The 19,122-nt window shown below is 61.4% G+C and carries 18 protein-coding genes; 10 read left to right on the top strand and 8 right to left on the bottom strand.

Annotated elements, in window-relative coordinates:
• Positions 1-61: 61 nt before the first annotated feature.
• Positions 62-475, bottom strand: a complete 414-nt coding sequence (locus tag OC537_RS19905) for an Hsp20 family protein (protein ID WP_025325189.1) — start codon at positions 473-475, stop codon at positions 62-64.
• Positions 476-743: 268 nt separating this feature from the next.
• Between OC537_RS19905 and OC537_RS19900 the strand changes: the two genes are divergently transcribed.
• Positions 744-1,514 carry an MBL fold metallo-hydrolase gene (locus tag OC537_RS19900; protein ID WP_262113871.1) on the top strand — a complete coding sequence of 257 codons (771 nt, stop codon included), beginning with the start codon at positions 744-746 and terminating at the stop codon, positions 1,512-1,514.
• Positions 1,515-1,602: 88 nt separating this feature from the next.
• The gene (locus tag OC537_RS19895; RefSeq protein ID WP_262113870.1) at positions 1,603-2,565 is read left to right on the top strand and encodes a helix-turn-helix domain-containing protein; all 963 of its coding nucleotides are present in this window, start codon (positions 1,603-1,605) and stop codon (positions 2,563-2,565) included.
• 57 nt (positions 2,566-2,622) lie between these two features.
• On the opposite strand, the gene gyrB is transcribed toward OC537_RS19895, so the two are convergent.
• The 4 genes from gyrB to dnaA form a co-directional block, all read right to left on the bottom strand.
• On the bottom strand, positions 2,623-5,034 hold the full coding sequence (gene gyrB, locus OC537_RS19890; protein WP_106885373.1) for a DNA topoisomerase (ATP-hydrolyzing) subunit B: 2,412 nt from the start codon (positions 5,032-5,034) through the stop codon (positions 2,623-2,625).
• Complete coding sequence (recF, locus tag OC537_RS19885) at positions 5,031-6,134, bottom strand: DNA replication/repair protein RecF (RefSeq protein WP_005326309.1); 1,104 nt, start codon at positions 6,132-6,134, stop codon at positions 5,031-5,033. Before recF ends, gyrB begins: the two co-directional genes overlap by 4 nt.
• A 2-nt stretch (positions 6,135-6,136) precedes the next feature.
• A complete protein-coding gene (gene dnaN / locus OC537_RS19880; RefSeq protein WP_025325184.1) occupies positions 6,137-7,240 on the bottom strand; it encodes a DNA polymerase III subunit beta in 1,104 nt (367 codons plus the stop codon).
• Between the two features lie 83 nt (positions 7,241-7,323).
• The gene (gene dnaA / locus OC537_RS19875) at positions 7,324-8,694 is read right to left on the bottom strand and encodes a chromosomal replication initiator protein DnaA (RefSeq protein WP_025325183.1); all 1,371 of its coding nucleotides are present in this window, start codon (positions 8,692-8,694) and stop codon (positions 7,324-7,326) included.
• Positions 8,695-9,004: 310 nt separating this feature from the next.
• Between dnaA and OC537_RS19870 the strand changes: the two genes are divergently transcribed.
• The 8 genes from OC537_RS19870 (at position 9,005) to mnmE (ending at position 15,349) form a co-directional block, all read left to right on the top strand.
• Positions 9,005-9,763, top strand: a complete 759-nt coding sequence (locus OC537_RS19870) for an amino acid ABC transporter substrate-binding protein (protein ID WP_106885375.1) — start codon at positions 9,005-9,007, stop codon at positions 9,761-9,763.
• Complete coding sequence (locus OC537_RS19865; RefSeq protein WP_205597016.1) at positions 9,764-10,432, top strand: amino acid ABC transporter permease; 669 nt, start codon at positions 9,764-9,766, stop codon at positions 10,430-10,432. It abuts the gene before it with no gap.
• 93 nt (positions 10,433-10,525) lie between these two features.
• Positions 10,526-11,260 (top strand): amino acid ABC transporter ATP-binding protein, encoded by a 735-nt coding sequence (locus tag OC537_RS19860; RefSeq protein ID WP_106885376.1) that lies wholly within the window; start codon positions 10,526-10,528, stop codon positions 11,258-11,260.
• Positions 11,261-11,529: 269 nt separating this feature from the next.
• On the top strand, positions 11,530-11,664 hold the full coding sequence (gene rpmH / locus OC537_RS19855; protein ID WP_005307156.1) for a 50S ribosomal protein L34: 135 nt from the start codon (positions 11,530-11,532) through the stop codon (positions 11,662-11,664).
• Complete coding sequence (gene rnpA / locus OC537_RS19850) at positions 11,664-12,023, top strand: ribonuclease P protein component (protein ID WP_025328882.1); 360 nt, start codon at positions 11,664-11,666, stop codon at positions 12,021-12,023. The genes rpmH and rnpA overlap by 1 nt, the downstream gene beginning before the upstream one ends.
• Entirely contained in the window at positions 11,990-12,238 is a 249-nt protein-coding gene (yidD, locus tag OC537_RS19845) for a membrane protein insertion efficiency factor YidD (protein WP_010672280.1), read from the top strand. The genes rnpA and yidD overlap by 34 nt, the downstream gene beginning before the upstream one ends.
• Positions 12,239-12,243: 5 nt before the next feature.
• Positions 12,244-13,890: a membrane protein insertase YidC gene (gene yidC / locus OC537_RS19840; RefSeq protein ID WP_106885377.1), complete on the top strand. Its 1,647-nt coding sequence runs from the start codon at positions 12,244-12,246 to the stop codon at positions 13,888-13,890.
• A gap of 97 nt (positions 13,891-13,987) precedes the next feature.
• Complete coding sequence (gene mnmE, locus OC537_RS19835) at positions 13,988-15,349, top strand: tRNA uridine-5-carboxymethylaminomethyl(34) synthesis GTPase MnmE (protein WP_111911365.1); 1,362 nt, start codon at positions 13,988-13,990, stop codon at positions 15,347-15,349.
• 71 nt (positions 15,350-15,420) lie between these two features.
• Here mnmE and fhuB read toward each other — a convergent pair whose 3' ends face one another.
• From fhuB to OC537_RS19820, 3 genes are read right to left on the bottom strand one after another with little or no spacing between them, the layout of a single operon-like run.
• Positions 15,421-17,403, bottom strand: coding sequence for a Fe(3+)-hydroxamate ABC transporter permease FhuB (fhuB, locus tag OC537_RS19830; RefSeq protein WP_262113861.1), 1,983 nt, complete (start codon positions 17,401-17,403; stop codon positions 15,421-15,423).
• On the bottom strand, positions 17,400-18,317 hold the full coding sequence (locus tag OC537_RS19825) for an ABC transporter substrate-binding protein (protein ID WP_262113860.1): 918 nt from the start codon (positions 18,315-18,317) through the stop codon (positions 17,400-17,402). The genes fhuB and OC537_RS19825 overlap by 4 nt, the downstream gene beginning before the upstream one ends.
• A gap of 13 nt (positions 18,318-18,330) precedes the next feature.
• Positions 18,331-19,095 carry an ATP-binding cassette domain-containing protein gene (locus tag OC537_RS19820; protein WP_106885380.1) on the bottom strand — a complete coding sequence of 255 codons (765 nt, stop codon included), beginning with the start codon at positions 19,093-19,095 and terminating at the stop codon, positions 18,331-18,333.
• Between the last annotated feature and the right edge of the window lie 27 nt (positions 19,096-19,122).

Below are 19,122 nucleotides of genomic sequence, written 5' to 3'. Positions count from 1 at the left end.
CTCTCCACAGGCCCGTCATCGGCACCCGGAAAGCAGGTAAAAACACTGAGAGTTCAGGCTATCAGCCGTTGATCTCGATCTTGCGGGGTTTCATCGCCTCGGGCACTTCACGGGCCAGATCGATGTGCAGCAGGCCATTCTTGAGATCGGCCCCTTTCACCCGCACATAGTCGGCCAGCTGGAAGCGACGCTCGAAGCCGCGCTCGGCTATGCCCTGATAGAGATAGTGGCGCTCGGTGTCAGCCTGCTTGTTGCCCTTCACCGTCAGCAGATTTTCCTGGAAGCTCAGCTCCAGCTCTTCCTGGGTAAAGCCCGCCACCGCCATGCTGATGCGGTAGTCGTTGTCACCCAGTTGCTCGATGTTGTAGGGGGGATAACCGGCATTGCCATTGCTGGCCGCAGATTCGATGAGATTGGCCAGACGATCGAAACCAATGGCAGAACGATAGAGCGGAGAAAAGTCGATAGAACGCATAGTATTACCCTCTTGTGAGCGATAACGGATTGTTTGCCCTCCTGATGGACGGGCGCCTGGTCGAAACCTCTGTCGAGCGTTCCGGCCTTGTTACCTATATAGGGGCTCACTTTTTCCTTTCAAGGGAAAAAATGAAAAGAAATTTTTGGCCACCCGTCAAAACTCATTTTGGCCCGATTGATATGGTAATAGGCCCGCGGTCCACTCATCCCCTGATGCCCTCCGCGCCATACTGGCTGCGTCCCCCCACCAGAGACCGGAGCACACCATGCAAGTTACCCAGGTTCGCAATGCCACCCTGCTCATCCACTACGCCGGCACCCGCTTCCTGATCGATCCCATGTTGTCTGCCAAGGGCTGCCTCCCGGGGTTTGAGGGAACGGCCAACAGCCAGCTGCGCAATCCGCTGGTCGAGCTGCCCCTGCCCATGACTGAGATCCTCGATGTGGATGCGGTGATAGTCACCCACGATCACCTGGACCACTGGGACCCTGCCGCGCAGCAACTGCTGCCCAAGCATCTCCCGCTGTTTGTGCAACACCAGAAAGATGCCGACACTATAAGCGCCAGCGGCTTCAAGGATGTGCGCCTGCTGAGCGAGCAGGCCGAGTTTGCCGGGATCCGGTTGCACCAGACCGAGGGGCAGCACGGCAACGATCAGGTCATGGCGGTGTTGGCCGAGCGGCTGGGTGAGGTATCTGGGGTGGTCTTCTCCCATCCCGCAGAGAAGACCCTCTATCTGGCGGGCGACACCGTCTGGAACGCCCAGGTTGAACAGGCGCTGCAACGGCACCAGCCCGAGGTCGTCATCCTCAACTGCGGCGATGCCCAGGTGCCGGGGCTGGGTTCCATCATCATGGGCAAGGAGGATGTCGCCGCCGTGTATCAGGCAGCGCCACAGGCCACCCTGATCGCCAGCCACATGGAGGCGGTCAATCATGCCCTGCTGACACGGCACGAGCTGCGCGACTACATCGGCAAACAGGGGATGGCAACGCGGGTGCTGGTACCCGAGGATGGCGAGTCCATCGTCCTCTGATGAGAGAGGGCCATGCCGCCACATGGCCCTTCGGCTTTCTGTTGCCGCCCCTTATCATGGGGATCCGAGTGCAAAGGAGTCTGCCAACATGCCCAATCCCATCATCGTCGCCGTCATCACCTTCGATCACTTCAGCCCCTTTCACTGCGCAGTGCCCTGCCTCATCTTCGGCGACACCATGATGCCAGGCGCCTCACTGTTCGAACTCAGACTCTGCGCCGGCGACGCCACCCGCCAGCCCGGTTCCGCCCAGGGCTTTCGCATCGACGCCAGCCACGGGCTGGAGGGGTTGGTAGGGGCTGACATCGTCATCATCCCCTTCTGGCGCGATCCGGCCGAGCGACCGGCCCAGCCCCTGCTCGATGCTTTGGTTGCCGCCCGACACAGGGGGGCCCAGATAGTGGGGCTATGTCTGGGCACCTATGTGCTGGCCTATGCCGGTCTGCTGGAGGGACGCAGGGCCTCGACCCACTGGGAGTTCGAGCAGGACTTCATGGGCCGCTTTCCCGCCGTGCGGCTAGATACCAATGCCCTTTACGTGGACGATGAGGGCCTCATCACCTCGGCCGGCACCGCCGCCGGGCTGGACTGCTGCCTCTACCTGGTGCGCGAGCACCATGGCAGCCGCATCGCCAACAAGCTGGCCAGGCGCCTGGTGGTGCCGCCCCATCGGGAAGGGGGCCAGGCCCAGTTCATCGAGCAGCCGGTGCCCGCCTCCACCCGGGATGCCAGGATCAACCAGCTGTTCGACCACCTGCGCATGCACCTGGCCGAGCCTCACAACCTGGACACATTGGCAGAGCACTGCCTGATGAGCCGCCGCACCTTCACCCGTCGCTTCCAGCGAGCCACCGGTCTCTCCGTCGGGGAGTGGTTGCTGGCCGAGCGCCTCAGGCGCAGCCAGGAGTTGCTGGAGACGAGCTCCCACTCCATGGATCGCATCGCCGAACTGGTGGGATTGAGGACGGCAGCCATACTGCGCCAGCATTTTCGCACCCGCTTCGGGGTGTCGCCGAGTGAATGGCGCCGCACCTTCGGGGGCCTGCGCTAGCCAGCAAAAAGCCGCTCACAGGGAGCGGCTTTGTTCAATCGCGAGGGTGCGTCCGGATTAGACGTCGAGGTTGGCGACCCGCAGGGCGTTGGTCTCGATGAAGTCACGACGAGGCTCGACCGCATCACCCATCAGGGTGGAGAAGAGCTGGTCGGCGCCGACGGCGTCGTCTATGGTGACGCGCAGCATGCGACGGGCTTCCGGATCCATGGTGGTTTCCCACAGCTGATCCGGGTTCATCTCACCCAACCCTTTATAGCGCTGGATGTAGATGCCACGCTTGCCTTCGCCCATCAGCCAGTCGACGGCTTCCACGAAGTTGGCCACAGGTTTGACCTTCTCGCCACGCTTGATAAAACCGCCTTCCTCGATCAGGTTGGCGATCTCCTTGCCCAGGGAGACCAGCTGACGGTACTCGGAGGATTGCAGGAAGTCGTAGCTGATCGGGTACTCCCGGTCGACACCGTGCTGACGCACCACGGCATGGGGCACGTACAGGCTGCGCTCCTCGTCGCGACGTACCTGGATCTGGTACTGGATGCCGTGGTTGCTCTCGTTGAGCACGGCTTCCATCCCCTGGCACCAGGCCAGCAGATCGCTCTCGCTGGCCAGCAGGGTTTCGTTCAACTCAGGCTGATAGATCAGCTGGGTCAGCACGGCATCCGGGGCACGGCGGGACATGCGGGTGATCAGGTGAGAGACGGCACGGTGCTGGTTGACCAGACGCTCCAGCGCCTCGCCACCTATGGCAGGGGCAGACTCGTTGACGTGCAGGGTAGCACCGTCCAGCGCCATGGAGGTCTGGTACTGCAGCAGCGCGTCTTCGTCTTTCAGATACTGCTCCTGCTTGCCCTTCTTGACCTTGTAGAGCGGCGGCTGGGCGATGAAGACGTAGCCACGCTCGATGATCTCCGGCATCTGACGGTAGAAGAAGGTCAGCAGCAGGGTTCGGATGTGCGCACCATCGACGTCCGCATCCGTCATGATGATGATGTTGTGGTAACGCAGCTTGTCCGGGTTGTACTCGTCGCGACCTATGCCACAGCCCAGTGCCGTGATCAGGGTGCCCACCTCTTGCGAGGAGATCATCTTGTCGAAACGGGCCTTCTCCACGTTCAGGATCTTGCCCTTGAGCGGCAGTATGGCCTGGTTCTTGCGGTTTCGACCCTGCTTGGCGGAGCCGCCAGCAGAGTCCCCTTCCACTATGTAGAGTTCGGAGAGGGCCGGGTCTTTCTCCTGACAGTCCGCCAGCTTGCCGGGCAGACCGGCGATGTCCAGCGCGCCCTTGCGGCGAGTCAGTTCGCGGGCCTTGCGGGCCGCTTCACGGGCACGGGCCGCATCGATGATCTTGTTGACCACTATCTTGGCATCGCCCGGGTTTTCCAGCAGGAAGTCGGCCAGCTTCTCGCCCATCGCCTGTTCAACGGCTGTCTTCACTTCGGAAGAGACCAGCTTGTCCTTGGTCTGGGAGGAGAACTTGGGATCAGGCACCTTGACGGAGATGACCGCAATCAAACCTTCGCGCACGTCGTCGCCACTGGCGGCAGACTTGGCCTTCTTGCTGTAGTCCTCTTTGTCCATGTAGGAGTTGAGGGTACGGGTCAGCGCGGTACGGAAGCCCACCAGGTGGGTGCCACCATCCCGCTGCGGTATGTTGTTGGTGAAGCAATAGACCCCTTCCTGATAGGCGTCGTTCCACTGCATCGCCACTTCGACGCCGATGCCATCCTGCTCTGTGGTGAAGTGAAACACCTTGGGATGGATCGGGGTCTTGTTCTGGTTCAGGTATTCGACGAAGGCCTTGATGCCACCCTCGTAGCAGAAGTGAGCCTCTCGGCCATCCCGCTCGTCCAGCAGACGGATGGAGACACCTGAGTTCAGGAAAGAGAGCTCACGCAGACGCTTGGCCAGGATCTCGTAGTGATACAGGGTATCGGTAAAGATGGTCGGGCTCGGCCAGAAGCGCACTTCGGTACCTGTGCCCGTGCTGTCGCCAATCTGCTTGAGCGGCGCCTGCGGCTCACCCAGGTGATAGGTCTGCTCGTAGACGTGGCCGTTGCGACGTATGGTCAGCAGCAGCTTGTCAGAGAGGGCGTTAACTACGGAGACACCCACGCCGTGCAGGCCGCCGGATACCTTGTAGGAGTTGTCATCGAATTTGCCGCCGGCATGCAGCACCGTCATGATGACTTCGGCGGCGGAGCGGCCTTCCTCCTCGTGCATGTCGACCGGAATACCCCGGCCGTTGTCACGCACTGAGACGGAACCGTCGGAATGGATCTTGACCTGAATATCGGAGCAGTAGCCAGCCAGAGCCTCGTCAATGGAGTTATCGACGACCTCGAACACCATGTGGTGCAGGCCCGAGCCATCATCCGTATCGCCGATATACATCCCCGGGCGCTTGCGGACCGCATCCAGGCCCTTCAGCACCTTGATATTCGAGGAGTCGTAAGTATTTTCACTCATAGCTTACTCTCTGCCTTCTCTAACGTTTCGGAGATCTTGCCTTGTTCCACGTGGAACAGCTTGCAGTCACTCGCATCCATCATGTCTGCGAGCTGACCGGTATCGATGGCGGTGATAAACACCTGGGACGCGCACTGCTTCAGCCTTGCGGCCAGCAGGCGACGTTTGTCGACATCCAGTTCAGAGGCAAAATCGTCAATTAAAAAAATACAGCCACGGCTGCTATGTTGATTCAAATAGAGCCCTTGAGCCAGTCGCATGGCACAAACCAGCAACTTCAACTGACCCCTGGACAAAATATCCTGAGCGGGCACCCCGTTCGCCTTGAGCCGCACATCCGCCTTCTGCGGACCGACCCCAGTGTATCCCAGCGAACGATCCCGCTCGAACCCCGCCTCCAGCAAGTCGCCGAGGGGAGTCTCTCTCTCCCAGCCCCGATAGAAACCGAGGCTGATGTCGAATTCCGGCAGAAAATCCGCCGTCATCTCCTTGATCAGGGGTGTAATGGCCTGACAGTAACTGGCGCGAAACTCCGCCAGTTCACCCCCGAGCCGCACCAGCTCCTGATCCCAGAACGCCAGTTGGCGATACTGGCTGCTCTGGCGCAGCAGCGCATTGCGCTGTTTCAGCAGACGCCGCACCCGTCCCCACAGGGAGAAGAAGGTCGGCTCCTGATGGAAGACCCCCCAGTCCAGCCAGGCCCGGCGAGCCTGAGGCCCGCCGGTCAGCAGGTTGAAACCATCGGGGTGGATCAACTGCACCGGCAACAGCTCGGCCAGATCGGCCAATCGCTGGGCCTGGGCCCCGGCGATCTTGAGCTGGGTCTCGCCCCCCTTGTCCTTGGCAAGCCCGATGGGCACCTGACGCCCCTCCAGCTCGCACTGGGCAAACAGGGTAAAGGCCCGCTCCCCCTGGCGGATGACCCGCCCGGTCAGGTGAGTACGAAAAGAACGACCGAGACCGAGGTAATGGATGGCTTCCAGCACGCTGGTCTTGCCGCTGCCATTGCACCCGACCAGGATATTGAGGCCGGGGGACAGCGCGAGACTGGCGTGCTGGATGTTGCGAAAGTCGCTGAGCTGGAGTTTGACCAGGGACACGACTAGATCCGCATCGGCATCACCACATACTGGGCATCTTGGCTGTCAAAATCCTCAATAATGGCACTGCTGATGGAATCGCTCAGGCTGATCCGGATTTGGTCACATTTTAACGTATTCAGCACGTCCAGCACATAGGAGACGTTGAAGCCGATCTCCATCTCGCCAGCGGCATATTGTACGTCAAGCAGCTCCTCGGCTTCTTCCTGTTCCGGGTTGTTGGCGGTGATGCGCAGCAGGTTTTCCTGCAGATTGAGACGCACCCCACGGAATTTCTCGTTGGAGAGGATAGCGGCGCGGGCGAAGGCCTGGCGCAGATCCTCACGACCGGCGATCAGGGCCTTGTCGCTCCCCCGGGGAATGACGCGACGCCAGTCCGGGAAGCGGCCATCCACCAGCTTGGAGGTAAAGATGAAGCCATCCAGGGCGGCACGCAGGTTGCTGCGACCGACCTGCAACCGCACCGGCTTGTCTTCCGCCTCCAGGAGGCGCACCAGCTCCAGCACGCCCTTGCGGGGCAGGATGACCTGATGATCGGGCAGCGATTCCCCGACCACTTCGCGGCGGCAGGTGGCCAGGCGGTGACCGTCGGTGGCGACGGTGCGCAGGCCATGGCCCTCGCTCTCGAACAGCATGCCGTTCAGGTAGTAACGCACATCCTGGCTGGCCATGGAGAACTGTGTCGCATCGATCAGCTTCTTCAGCTCCAGCTGGCTGATGTCGAACTCGAGCACGGATTCCCAGTCCTCGATGTTCGGGTACTCGGTCGCCGGCAGGGTCGATAGATTGAAGCGGGAACGACCGGAGCGGATGATGAGGCGATCCCCTTCGGTGTTGAGACGGATATCCGCCCCTTCCGGCAGGCCGCGGCAGATATCCAGCAACTTGCGGGCCGGTACTGTGGTACGCCCATCCTGGCTGTCGCTGCTGAGATAGACCTGGCCTATCATCTCCACCTCGAGATCTGTCCCGGTCAGCGATAGCAGGCCATTGCTGACATCGAGCAGGACGTTGCCGAGGATGGGCAGAGTCGGCCGGCCACCCAGGGCACCGGACACCAGTTGCAGAGGACGTAACAGGGCCTCACGGCTAATTTCGAGCTGCATCTGTGCTCTCCGTTGTGATTAGGAGGAAAATTTTCGGATCAGGTTGGAATATTCGAGCCCCATCTGTCCACTCAGTTCTGTTATCAGGACGAGAGGGTACGGATCAGGTTGGAATAGTCTTCCTTGATGTCGTGACTCTCCTCCTTCAGCTGCTCGATCTTGCGGCAGGCATGAAGAACGGTGGTGTGGTCACGGCCACCAAAGGCATCCCCTATCTCTGGCAAACTGTGGTTGGTCAGCTCCTTGGCCAGTGCCATCGCCAGCTGACGCGGGCGGGCAACGGAGCGGGAACGACGCTTGGACAACAGATCCGCCAGCTTGATCTTGTAGTACTCCGCCACCGTCTTCTGGATGTTGTCTATGGTGACCAGCTTCTCCTGCAAGGCCAAGAGGTCGCGCAGCGCCTCGCGCACGAAGTCGATGTTGATGGCACGGCCGGTGAAGTTGGCGTTGGCGATCACCCGGTTGAGGGCACCTTCCAGTTCACGGACGTTGGAGCGCAGACGCTTGGCGATGAAGAAGGCCACTTCGTCCGGCAGATGGATCTGGTTCTCGTCCGCCTTGCGCATCAGGATGGCGACGCGGGTCTCCAGCTCAGGCGGTTCGATCGCGACAGTCAGACCCCAGCCGAAGCGGGACTTGAGGCGATCCTCGACACCGTTGATCTCCTTCGGATAACGATCCGAGGTCAGGATGATCTGCTGGTTACCTTCGAGCAAGGCGTTGAAGGTGTGGAAGAACTCCTCCTGGGAGCGCTCCTTGTTGGCGAAGAACTGGATGTCATCGATGAGCAGGGCATCGACGCTACGGTAATAACGCTTGAACTCTTCAATGGCGTTATTCTGCAGCGCCTTCACCATGTCCTGGACGAAGCGCTCGGAGTGCATGTAGATGACTTTGGCGTCTTTCTTGCGTTCCTTGATGGCATTGCCAACGGCGTGCAGCAGGTGGGTCTTGCCCAGACCAGTGCCGCCATAGAGGAACAGCGGGTTATAAGCGCCACCCGGATTGTCGGCCACCTGACGGGCCGCCGCACGGGCCAACTGGTTGGACTTACCTTCGACGAAATTCTCGAAGGTGTAGTTCACGTTGGTGTTGCTCTTGTGGTTCGGCTCGGGCTTGGCTTCCGCCTTGCTTTCCCAGCTCTTGTGAGAGTTATTCACAGGATCGACACCACGCGCCGGCGCTCTGGCGACCGCGACGGGATGGGGACGATTACCGATGTCAAAACGCAGGGTGGGAGCATCGGCTCCGCACAGCTCGTTGATGATGCCATTGACCCGGAGCAGGTACTTGTCGCGTACCCAGTCCAGAACGAAGCGATTCGGTGCATACAGGGTCAGAGTATTGTCACTCAACTCCGCTTGAAGCGGCCGGATCCACATGCTGAATTCTGCCGAGGGCAACTCATCTTGCAGCCGGTTAAGGCACTGCTGCCATAGCGAAGCAGTCACTCTAGACTCCCGTCAATTGATTAAGTAAAGACCGGCTATTCTACGTTTTTAGTGGCTGGATCTCCAGTTGCCGCCGCACGGATCCAGCAAATAAGATCCTTGACTTTCAAGGATCCAACGCCCCAGGATCTGATTTCATCCCCAAAGTTACCCACAGCCACCGAGCGGCGATGTGGACAGAATGAGACCCTGCTGCTGCGGTTATTTTATATAACCAAATATCATTTATTCTTTATATTTTATTCCAATAACATCAGCGCCAACCCGTGAATACAACTAAAAATACAGAACTACAGAGAGAGGAATCCCCATGAAATCCACCATCAAGCTGATCTCCGGCGCCGCCATTCTGCTGGCCAGCCTGTCCGGCCAGGCCATCGCCCAGGAAACCATCAAGGTCGGCATGTCCGGCAAGTATTTCCCGTTCACCTTCGTCAAGCAGGACAAGCTGCAAGGCTTCGAGGTGGACATGTGGAACCAGATCGGTGAGCGCACCGGTTACAAGGTCGAGTTCGTCACCGCCAGCTTCTCCGGCCTGTTCGGCATGCTGGAAACCGGTCGCGTCGATACCATCTCCAACCAGATCACCATCACCGACGAGCGCAAGGCCAAGTACGCCTTCTCCCAGCCCTACGTCTATGACGGCGCCCAGATAGTGGTGCGCAAGGGCAACAGCACCATCCACGGTCTCAAGGATCTGGAAGGCAAGACGGTCGCGGTGAACCTGGGCTCCAACTTCGAAGAGCTGCTGCGCAAGAACGACCCGAACAAGAAGATCGACATCCGCACCTATGACTCCAGCTTCGAGCAGGACGTTGCCCTAGGTCGCATCGATGCCTTCGTGATGGACCGCGTCTCCACCGCCCAGCTGATCAAGGAATCCAAGCTGCCGCTGCAACAGGCCGGCGCACCGTTCGAGACTATCGAGAACGCCCTGCCCTTCCTGAAGACCCCGGAAAAACAGGCCGTGCTGAAGAAGGTCGACGAGGCACTGACCGCCATGCGTAAAGACGGTTCCCTGACCAAGATCTCGGAAAAATGGTTTGCAGCGGACATCACCAGCAAATAAATGATGGAATTTGATCTCGAGTACACGCTAGGGCTGTTTCCCATCCTGCTCAAATACCTGGGCACTACGATGGAAATGGCCCTGTGGGGATTCGTATTGGCACTCGTACTGTCGCTGGCCCTGGCGATAGTACGGGTGTTTCGCGTTCCCGCAATTCACTGGCTGGCGATGCTGTATATCTCGTTCTTCCGGGGGACCCCCCTGCTCGTCCAGCTGTTCCTGCTCTACTACGGGCTGCCGCAACTGTTCCCGATCTTCGTGGGGATGGATGCCTTTACCGCCGCCATCATAGGTCTGACCCTGCACTTCGCCGCCTACATGGCCGAGTCAATCCGGGCCGCCATTCTCGGCATCCACAAGAGTCAGATGGAAGCAGCGCTCAGCATCGGCATGAGTCGTTATCAGGCGATGCGGCGGATCATACTGCCGCAGGCGGCCCGCATCGCGACGCCGTCGCTGATGAACTACTTCATCGACATGATCAAGAGCACCTCACTGGCGTTTACCCTGGGGGTGGCCGAGATCATGGGCAAGGCGCAGATGGAGGCCTCCTCCTCCTTCAAGTTCTTCGAGAGCTTCATGGCGGTGGCCCTGGTCTACTGGGTGGTGGTGATCTTCTTTACCCGCTTGCAGCACCTGCTGGAAGTACGCCTCAATCGTGCTTACTAAGAGGATGCCAGCGATGATGAACAAGCCATTACCCACTTGCGGCACAGGCTGGATATACCTCTCAACAGCCGCGCCTGTTAAAGGAGACCTGTCATGATCAAGTTAACGGGTCTTGCCAAGGCCTATGACGGCAATCAGGTATTGAACGGCATCGATCTGGAGGTGAAGAAGGGGGACATTGTCGTCATCATCGGCCCCTCCGGCACCGGCAAGTCGACCCTGCTGCGCTGCCTGAACCTGCTGGAGACCCCGGATGCAGGCACCCTTGCCATCGATGACCTTGAGCTGGATCTGGCCCATGCCAGCGAGCAGCAGGCCATAGAGCTGCGCAAGCGCGCCTCCTTCGTGTTCCAGAACTATGCCCTGTTCGCCAACAAGACGGCGCTGGACAACATAGCCGAGGGGCTGATCACCGTCTGGAAACAGCCGAAGGCGGAGGCTCGTGCCACCGCCCTTGGCATCCTCAAGGACATAGGCCTCGCCGACAAGCAGGATGCCTACCCGGCGTCCCTGTCCGGCGGCCAGCAGCAGCGGGTCGGCATCGGCCGCGCCATGGCGGCTCACTCCAAGGTCATCCTGTTTGACGAGCCCACCTCGGCCCTCGATCCCGAATGGGTCGACGAGGTGCTGGGGTTGATGAAGGAGCTCGCCCGCCAGCACCAGACCATGGTGGTGGTGACCCACGAGATCGAGTTCGCCCGTGATGTCGCCGATCGGGTGATCTTCATGGAGGGGGGCCGGATCGTCGAACAGGGCCCGCCGGATCAGATATTGGTCGATCCCAAGGATCCCCGTACCCGGGAGTTCTTGCGGAAAGTCCTTAAATAGCTCTCTCTTTGGCGGCCTGGCCGCCTTTTTTCTTGGTGGATCCTTGTTTAACCCGGGGTTGCCAGTATAATTCGGGGCCCTTGATCCTCTGGATCCTGCCAGCTTCTCCTGCTTATTGTTGAGCCAGAAGAAGATGAGAGGGAACGGCGGATTGACGAGAAGCCGAACTCTGTTTAGAATTCGGCCTCTTTTGCTAGTCGTCACACGCTATAGCTGGCGCGTCGGCTAAGTGTGACAATCAAAACTGTACAGAAATACGGAATCGAATCATGAAACGTACTTTTCAACCGTCCAACCTGAAGCGCAAGCGCTCTCACGGTTTCCGCGCTCGCATGGCTACCGCCAACGGCCGCAAAGTTCTGGCCGCTCGTCGTGCCAAGGGTCGTGCCCGCCTGGTAGTCTAATGCCTACCCAGCACACCTTCTCTCGGGAGTTACGTCTGTTAACTCCCGAACACTTCAAACGCGTTTTCGCCGAGCCTGTCCGGGCCGCTTCTCCGCAAATTACGCTTCTTGCTTGCCCCAATTCCCTCGAACACCCCCGTCTTGGCCTGGCTGTGCCCAAAAAAGCACTCAAGCGTGCCGTCTGGCGTAACCGTGTCAAACGAGTGGTACGGGAGAGCTTCCGTCTCAATCAGGCCAATCTGCCCGCTATCGACATCGTTGTCATAGCCAAGGGTGGCGTAAAGGAGATGGACAACGAAGAGCTGTTCAAGTTACTGGAAAAGCTATGGCGCACTCTGTCACGCCGTTGCAATGGGTAGCTATCAAACTGATACGCCTGTATCAGCTAATCATTAGTCCCCTGCTCGGGCCGCGCTGCCGTTTCACCCCGACTTGTTCCCAATTTGCGATAGAAGCAATCCGACTTCACGGTTTCATAAAAGGCGTTTGGTTAGCCAGCAAACGTCTATTAAAATGCCATCCCTTATCCGAGGGTGGTTATGACCCGGTTCCGCAACCAAAGCGAAGAAACTGAAGACTATGGAATCACAACGCAATTTACTCCTGATCGGTTTGCTGTTCGTGAGCTTCTTGCTCTGGCAACAGTGGGAGTCCGACAAGGCTCCGAAGCCGGCCCCGACTACCGTGGCCCAAACCGAACATTTCGTACCTGAAGCCGGTCAGACCGGTGATATTCCTCAGGTTTCCGAGCAAGCCAACGCCACTACCGCACGCAAGCTTGTCACCGTCTCCTCCGACGTGCTCAAGCTGACCCTGGATACCCAGGGCGGTGACATCGTCTCTGCCGAACTGCTGGCCCACAAGCTGGAAGAAGGCAAGGAACAGCCGTTCACCCTGCTGACCAGCCAGCCTGCGCACCTCTATGTTGCCCAGAGCGGTCTGGTCGGTCGCGATGGTCCTGACAGCCAGCCCCAGGGTCGTCCCACCTACGAAGCCGCCCAGACCAGCTACCAGCTGGCCGACGGTCAGGATCAAGTCGTCGTGCCGATGACCTGGACCGACAGCAAGGGCGTGGTCTTCACCAAGGAGTTCGTGCTCAAGCGCGGTGACTACGCCATCGGCGTCGATTACAAGATCGACAACAAGTCTGCCGAGCCGGTTCAGGTGCAGTTCTACGGTCAGCTGAAACAGACAGTGACCACGCCGAAGGACCAGGAAGGTCATGCCATGGTGGCCAGTGCCTACCGTGGTGGTGCCTTCTCCAGCGAAGATACCCGCTACAAGAAGTACACCTTCGACGAGATGAAGGATGCCGACCTGAACAAGACTACCAAGGGTGGTTGGGTCGCCATGCTGCAACACTACTTCGTCTCTGCCTGGGCACCGAACGCCGAGGACACCAACAGCTTCTACAGCCGCGTGATCCCGGGTAAAGACCAGGCCATCATAGGCTACAAGGCGCCGCTGGTTGACGTGGCTGCCGGTCAGCAGGCCGAAGTGAGCGGCAAGCTGTGGGTCGGTCCCAAGTTGCAGGATCAGATGGCCAAGGTGGCAAACCACCTGGACCTGACCGTCGACTACGGCTGGCTCTGGTTTATCGCCCAGCCGCTGCACTGGTTGCTGACCGTGTTCCACGGTTTCGTCCAGAACTGGGGCCTGGCCATCATCATGCTGACCCTGCTGGTACGCGGCATCATGTTCCCGCTGACCAAGGCCCAGTACACCTCCATGGCCAAGATGCGCATGCTGCAACCCAAGCTGGCTGCGCTCAAGGAACGCTTCGGTGACGATCGCCAGAAGATGTCCCAGGGCATGATGGAGCTGTACAAGAAGGAGAAGGTCAACCCGCTCGGCGGCTGTCTGCCAATCCTGGTGCAGATGCCCATCTTCATCGCCCTCTACTGGGCACTGATGGAGTCTGTCGAGCTGCGTCACGCGCCGTTCGCCCTGTGGATCACCGACCTGTCGGTGAAGGACCCCTTCTTCGTGCTGCCAATCCTCATGGGTGCCTCCATGTGGTATCTGCAGAAGATGAGCCCGACCACCATCACGGACCCGATGCAGCAGAAGGTGATGCAGTTCATGCCGATCATCTTCACCTTCATGTTCCTCTGGTTCCCGGCAGGTCTGACCCTGTACTGGCTGGTGAGCAACGTCATCTCCATCATCCAGCAGACCATCATCTATCGTCAGCTGGAGAAGAAAGGCCTGCACTCACGCACTTGATGCACAGCCCATCTTCCCTGATGACAAAAGAGGCGGCCCTAGGGCCGCCTTTTTTATTACAATGTCCCCCAATTACCGAACAGACGAGTCAAGCAAGATGACAACAGATACGATCGTGGCCCAGGCCACCGCCCCCGGCCGGGGTGGCGTCGGCATAGTCCGCGTCTCAGGCCCCGCCGCCGAACGAGTCGCCGAAATCGTGCTCGGTCGACTGCCCAGGGTGCGTTATGCCGAATATCTGCCGTTCAAAGACGAGCAGGGACAGCCCCTGGATCAGGGCATAGCCCTGCTGTTCAAGGCCCCCAACAGCTTCACCGGCGAGGATGTGCTGGAGCTGCAAGGCCACGGCGGCCCCGTCATCCTGGACATGCTGATACGCCGTATCCTGCAAATCGAAGGCATACGCCCCGCCCGTCCCGGCGAGTTCAGCGAGCGCGCCTTCCTCAACGACAAGCTGGATCTGGCCCAGGCCGAGGCCATCGCCGATCTGATCGAAGCCTCCAGCGAACAGGCAGCCCGCAGCGCCATGCACTCCCTGCAGGGGCAGTTCTCCGGCAAGATCCAGCAACTGGTGGAGAGCCTCACCAGATTGAGGATCTATGTGGAGGCCGCCATCGACTTCCCGGACGAGGAGATCGACTTCCTCTCCGACGGCAAGGTGGCGGGGGATCTGTACGGCATCATGGCAGAGCTGGATGGCGTACGCGGCGAGGCCAAGCAGGGCGCCCTGCTGCGGGAAGGGATGAAGGTGGTGATCGCCGGTCGTCCCAACGCCGGCAAATCGAGCCTGCTCAACGCCCTGGCGGGCCGCGAGTCCGCCATAGTCACCGAAATCGCCGGCACCACCCGCGACGTGCTGCGGGAACACATCCATCTGGATGGCATGCCGCTGCACATCATAGACACCGCCGGCCTGCGCGATACCCAGGACAAGGTGGAGCAGATCGGCATAGAGCGTGCCTGGGCCGAAATAGAGCAGGCCGACCGGGTGCTCTTCATGGTGGATGGCACCACCACGGACGCGGTCGACCCGCGGGAGATCTGGCCGGAATTTGTTGATCGGTTGCCAAAAAACATCGGCCTCACGGTAGTGCGCAACAAGGCCGACCTGACCGGCGAGGATCTGGAACCTAGCCAGGAACTGGGCCACGCCGTCTACCGCATCTCAGCCAAGACAGAGCTGGGGCTGCCCGCCCTGCGCGAGCACCTGAAAGCCTGCATGGGCTTCCAGGGCAACACCGAAGGGGGCTTCATGGCCCGCCGCCGTCACCTGGATGCCCTGGAGCGCGCCGCCGAGCGGCTGCTGGTGGCCAAGGAGCAGCTCGAGGTCTATGTGGCCGGCGAGCTGGTGGCCGAGGAGCTGCGCCTGGCGCAGGAGTCCCTGTCCGAGATCACCGGCGAGTTCAGCTCGGACGATCTGCTGGGCCGCATCTTCTCCAGCTTCTGCATCGGCAAATAAACCTGCACGGCAGGCAATGAAAAGCCCGGGATGATCCCGGGCTTTTTTTTGTGCATTTTTTCTTCACAACCCTAGAGGCGGCGCAGGCACCACATGAAGTAAGCGCCCCCTAACAGGGTGGAGACCAGCCCGACCGGCACCTCCTGCGGGAACAGGATCTGCTGGCCGACCCAGTCCGCCGACACCATCAGCAGGGCCCCGCACCCTGCCGCACCGAGCAGGTGCCAGCGGGCCCGCACCAGCCCCATCAGCTTGGCCATGTGGGGGGCCAGCAAGCCGGCGAAGGAGAGCGGCCCTATGACCATGGTGGCGCTGGCGGTGAGCACGGCCACCAGCAGCAAGATGATGAGCTGGGCACGGTTAAGACGAATGCCGAGCGCCGTCGCCACCGCAGGCCCCATGGGCATCAGCTCGAGCCAGCGGCTCACCAGCAGGCAGGCCGCCAGCATCAGCAGCGCCAACCCCGTCAGGCCATAGGCTACCGGCAGGGTGACGTAATAGGTGGAGCCGGACATCCAGGAGAGCAGCTGCTGCACTCGCAGATCGCCGTTGGCCAGGGCGATGGCCTGCAGCGGCTCGAACAGCGCCGTGATGGCGATGCCGGAGAGCAGGATCCGCTCAGGCTGGAAGCCGTGCTTGCGGTTGACCAGCACCAGCAGCAAGAGGCAGCCGAAAGCGCCAATCAGGCCCCCCAGCAGCATCATGGGCAGCGGCAGGGCGGGCAGCAGCAAGGCCGTCGCTATCACCCCCATGAAGGTACCGCCGCTCACCCCCAGCAGCTCGGGGCTCGCCATGGGGTTGTTGCTGACCCGCTGCAGCAGGGTGCCCGCCAGGGCCAGCAAGACCCCGGCCGCGCCCGCCGCCAGGGTGCGCGGCAGGCGCCACTCCAGCTGGGCCTGCCACCTGAGCCAGCTCGGCCAGCTCCAGCCGTGCATCCCCTGCCCGACCAGCAGTGAGCCCAGGATGGCAATCCCCAACCCGATCAGCAGCAGGCTGATGAGGCGAGCAGGGGCGCCATGGCGTGCCACCGTCAGGCCGCTGGCGGCCTTGGGGGCACCCGACTTGAAGGCAAGCCGAGGGATCAGCCAGAGCAGCAGCGGCGCCCCCAGCAAGGCCGTCATGGCCCCGGTCGGGATCAGCACCGGCCAGAAGCGGCTCATGGATTGCAGCAGCAGATCCGTGGCAGCCAGCAGCAAGGCGCCGAGGATCGGTGCCCACAGCAGGCGCTGGCCGAGCTGCCTCACCCCCAGCAGTCGCACCATGGCCGGCGCCGCCAGCCCGATAAAGCCGATCAGCCCCACCACGCTCACCACACAGGCGGTGACGAACACCGCGAGCCCAAGTCCGGCGAAGCGCAGCTGCTTGAGGGAGACCCCCAGACTGCGGGCGCTGGCATCGTCCAGCTCCAGCACGCCCAGGGGGCGGACCAGCATCGCGGCCAGGGCCCCGGCTACCAGCAGCCGCGGCAGCAGGTAGAGGACGCCGCTCCAGCTGTTCTGGGCTAGGGAGCCGCTGCCCCACACCAGCAGGCCTTTCAGCTCCTCCTGGAAGAAGAGCAGCAGCCCCATGCTGATGGCCGCGAGATAGAGGTTGATCACCAGCCCGGCGAATACGATGACCACGGGATTGAGCTGGCGACGCCAGGCCAGGGCAAACACCAGCCCCATGGCGAGGCTGCCACCGGCCATGGCGATCCACTCCCTGCCGATCAGCAGCCAGGAGGGGGCGAACAGGGTCACCATCATCAGCGCCAGCTGGGCACCGGAGGCCACCCCGAGCGTGGTGGGGGACGCGAGGGGATTGCGCAGCACCTGCTGCATCAGGGTGCCGGCGAGACCGAGGGCGGCACCGGCCAGCAGGCAGACCACCAGTCTCGGCAGCCAGCTGAAGTGGATGACAGCCTGGCGGGCGTCGTCCAGCCTGGGAGAGAAGAGCGCTTGCCACCAGAGGGAGCCCGGCAGCTGGCGCGCCAGCTCACCACAGGCCAGCACTAGGGTCAGCGTCAGCAGGCAGAGGCCCGGGCGCAGCAAGGGAGAGGAGACAAAACGGTTCATTGGGCTTCTCCCTTGAGGGTCACGCTTGCCTGCTCCTGCAGGGCCTCGCCGAGCAAGGTGGCGAAACGACGGGCGGCCAGCATGCCGCCGAAACTCCAGGTCGCGGGCAGATGCAGCACAGGCGTGTTCTGTACCAGCGGCAGGTGCTGCCAGAGCCCGGGTTCCTGCAGTTTTTCACTCACCCCCACGGGAATGGGATCCACCACCACCAGCCTGGCCTCGGGAATGGCCAAGAACTGCTCGAGACTGGCCACCGAGAAGCCCCAGGCGTTGGTCTCCCCCTGCCAGGCATTGCGCAGGCCGAGCCGCTGCATCACCGCCTCGAACAGGCTGTGGCGGCCAAACACCCGCACATGGCGCTCGTCGATGAACTGCACCACCAGCAAGGGGGGCAGATCGGCGGGCAGCGCCCCCTTCATCTGCGCCAGATCCCGCTCCAGCGCGGCGAGCTGGCGCTCGGCCTCGGCGGTTCTGTTCACCAGCGCGGCTATGGTCAGTGTCGCCTCGCGCAGTCGCGGCCACAGCTCGGCATCGGGCTCATAGAGGGCGATGGACTGCACGGGCGCGATGCGGGACAGGGTTGGCGCCAGCGGTGCCGCCAGCGGGGATATGAGGATGAGATCGGGCTTGAGCTCCGCCAGCAGCTCCCGGTTGGGCTGGGCCCGCAGGCCTATGTCGATCACCTCGGCGGGGAGCCGGGGTTCGCCGACCCAGGCACGATAGGAGTTCACATCCCCCATGGCCAGCGGGGTCACGCCGAGGGCCAGCAGGGTTTCGGCTATGGTCCAGTCCACGGTGGCGATGCGCGGAACCGTGCCGCCGGCAGCAGGGGCTGCGGGCTGCGACTCAGCCTGCGCCGCCAGCGGCAACAGCAGGCTGACGAGACAGGGGGCAATCTTCAGTAGACGATTCAAGAGAGGACCCCGACTAGACGATAGCGATGGCGTGGTCATGGGCCGGGTGGCGAATGACTTCCATCGGGATGCCGTAGATGGCATGCAGGGTCTCGCCGGTCATGATGCGCGAAGGCTCGCCATGGGTCAGCAGACGACCGCTGTGGAGCGCCACCAGCCGATCGCAGAAGCGGGACGCCATGTTGATGTCGTGAATGACGATGATGACCCCGAGGTTGAGCTGGCGACTGAGCTGCTTGACGAGCGCGAGCACCTCCACCTGGTGGGCCACATCCAGCGCGGCCAGCGGCTCGTCCAGCAGGATGAAGCGGCTCTCCTGGGCCAGCAGCATGGCCAGCCAGACCCGGCCCCGCTCGCCACCAGAGAGGGTATCCACCAGCCGGTCGGCAAACCCCTCGGTATGGGTCAGTGCTATGGCCTTGTCGACCTGGCGGTGATCGGCCTCCCCCATTCGCCCCAGCAGACCACGCCAGGGATAGCGCCCCATCTCCACCAGCTCACGGCCAAGCAGGTTCTCGGCGCTCGGCAGATGTTGTGGCAGATAGGCGACCTGACGGGCGAAGTCCCGGTTGCCCCAGTCGGACAGCGGCTTGTCATCGAACAGTATCTCCCCATCGCTCAGGGGCTGCTGGCGTGCCAGCAGCTTGAGCAGGGTGGATTTGCCCGAGCCGTTGTGGCCGATGAGGCCATAGACCTGACCCTGCTCGAAGCGCAGGCTGGTGGGTTGCAGCAGCGTGCGGTCATTGACCGCGAAACTAGCGGCTTTCATCTCAAACATCATCGGCTCCCGTGCAGGCTCGGCGAT

The organism is Aeromonas sp. Marseille-Q5825 (genome assembly GCF_946892685.1).
Taxonomy (GTDB): Bacteria; Pseudomonadota; Gammaproteobacteria; order Enterobacterales; family Aeromonadaceae; genus Aeromonas; species Aeromonas rivipollensis.
Note: the sequence above shows the minus strand (reverse complement) of the source record. Positions and strands in the feature narration are given on the sequence as shown.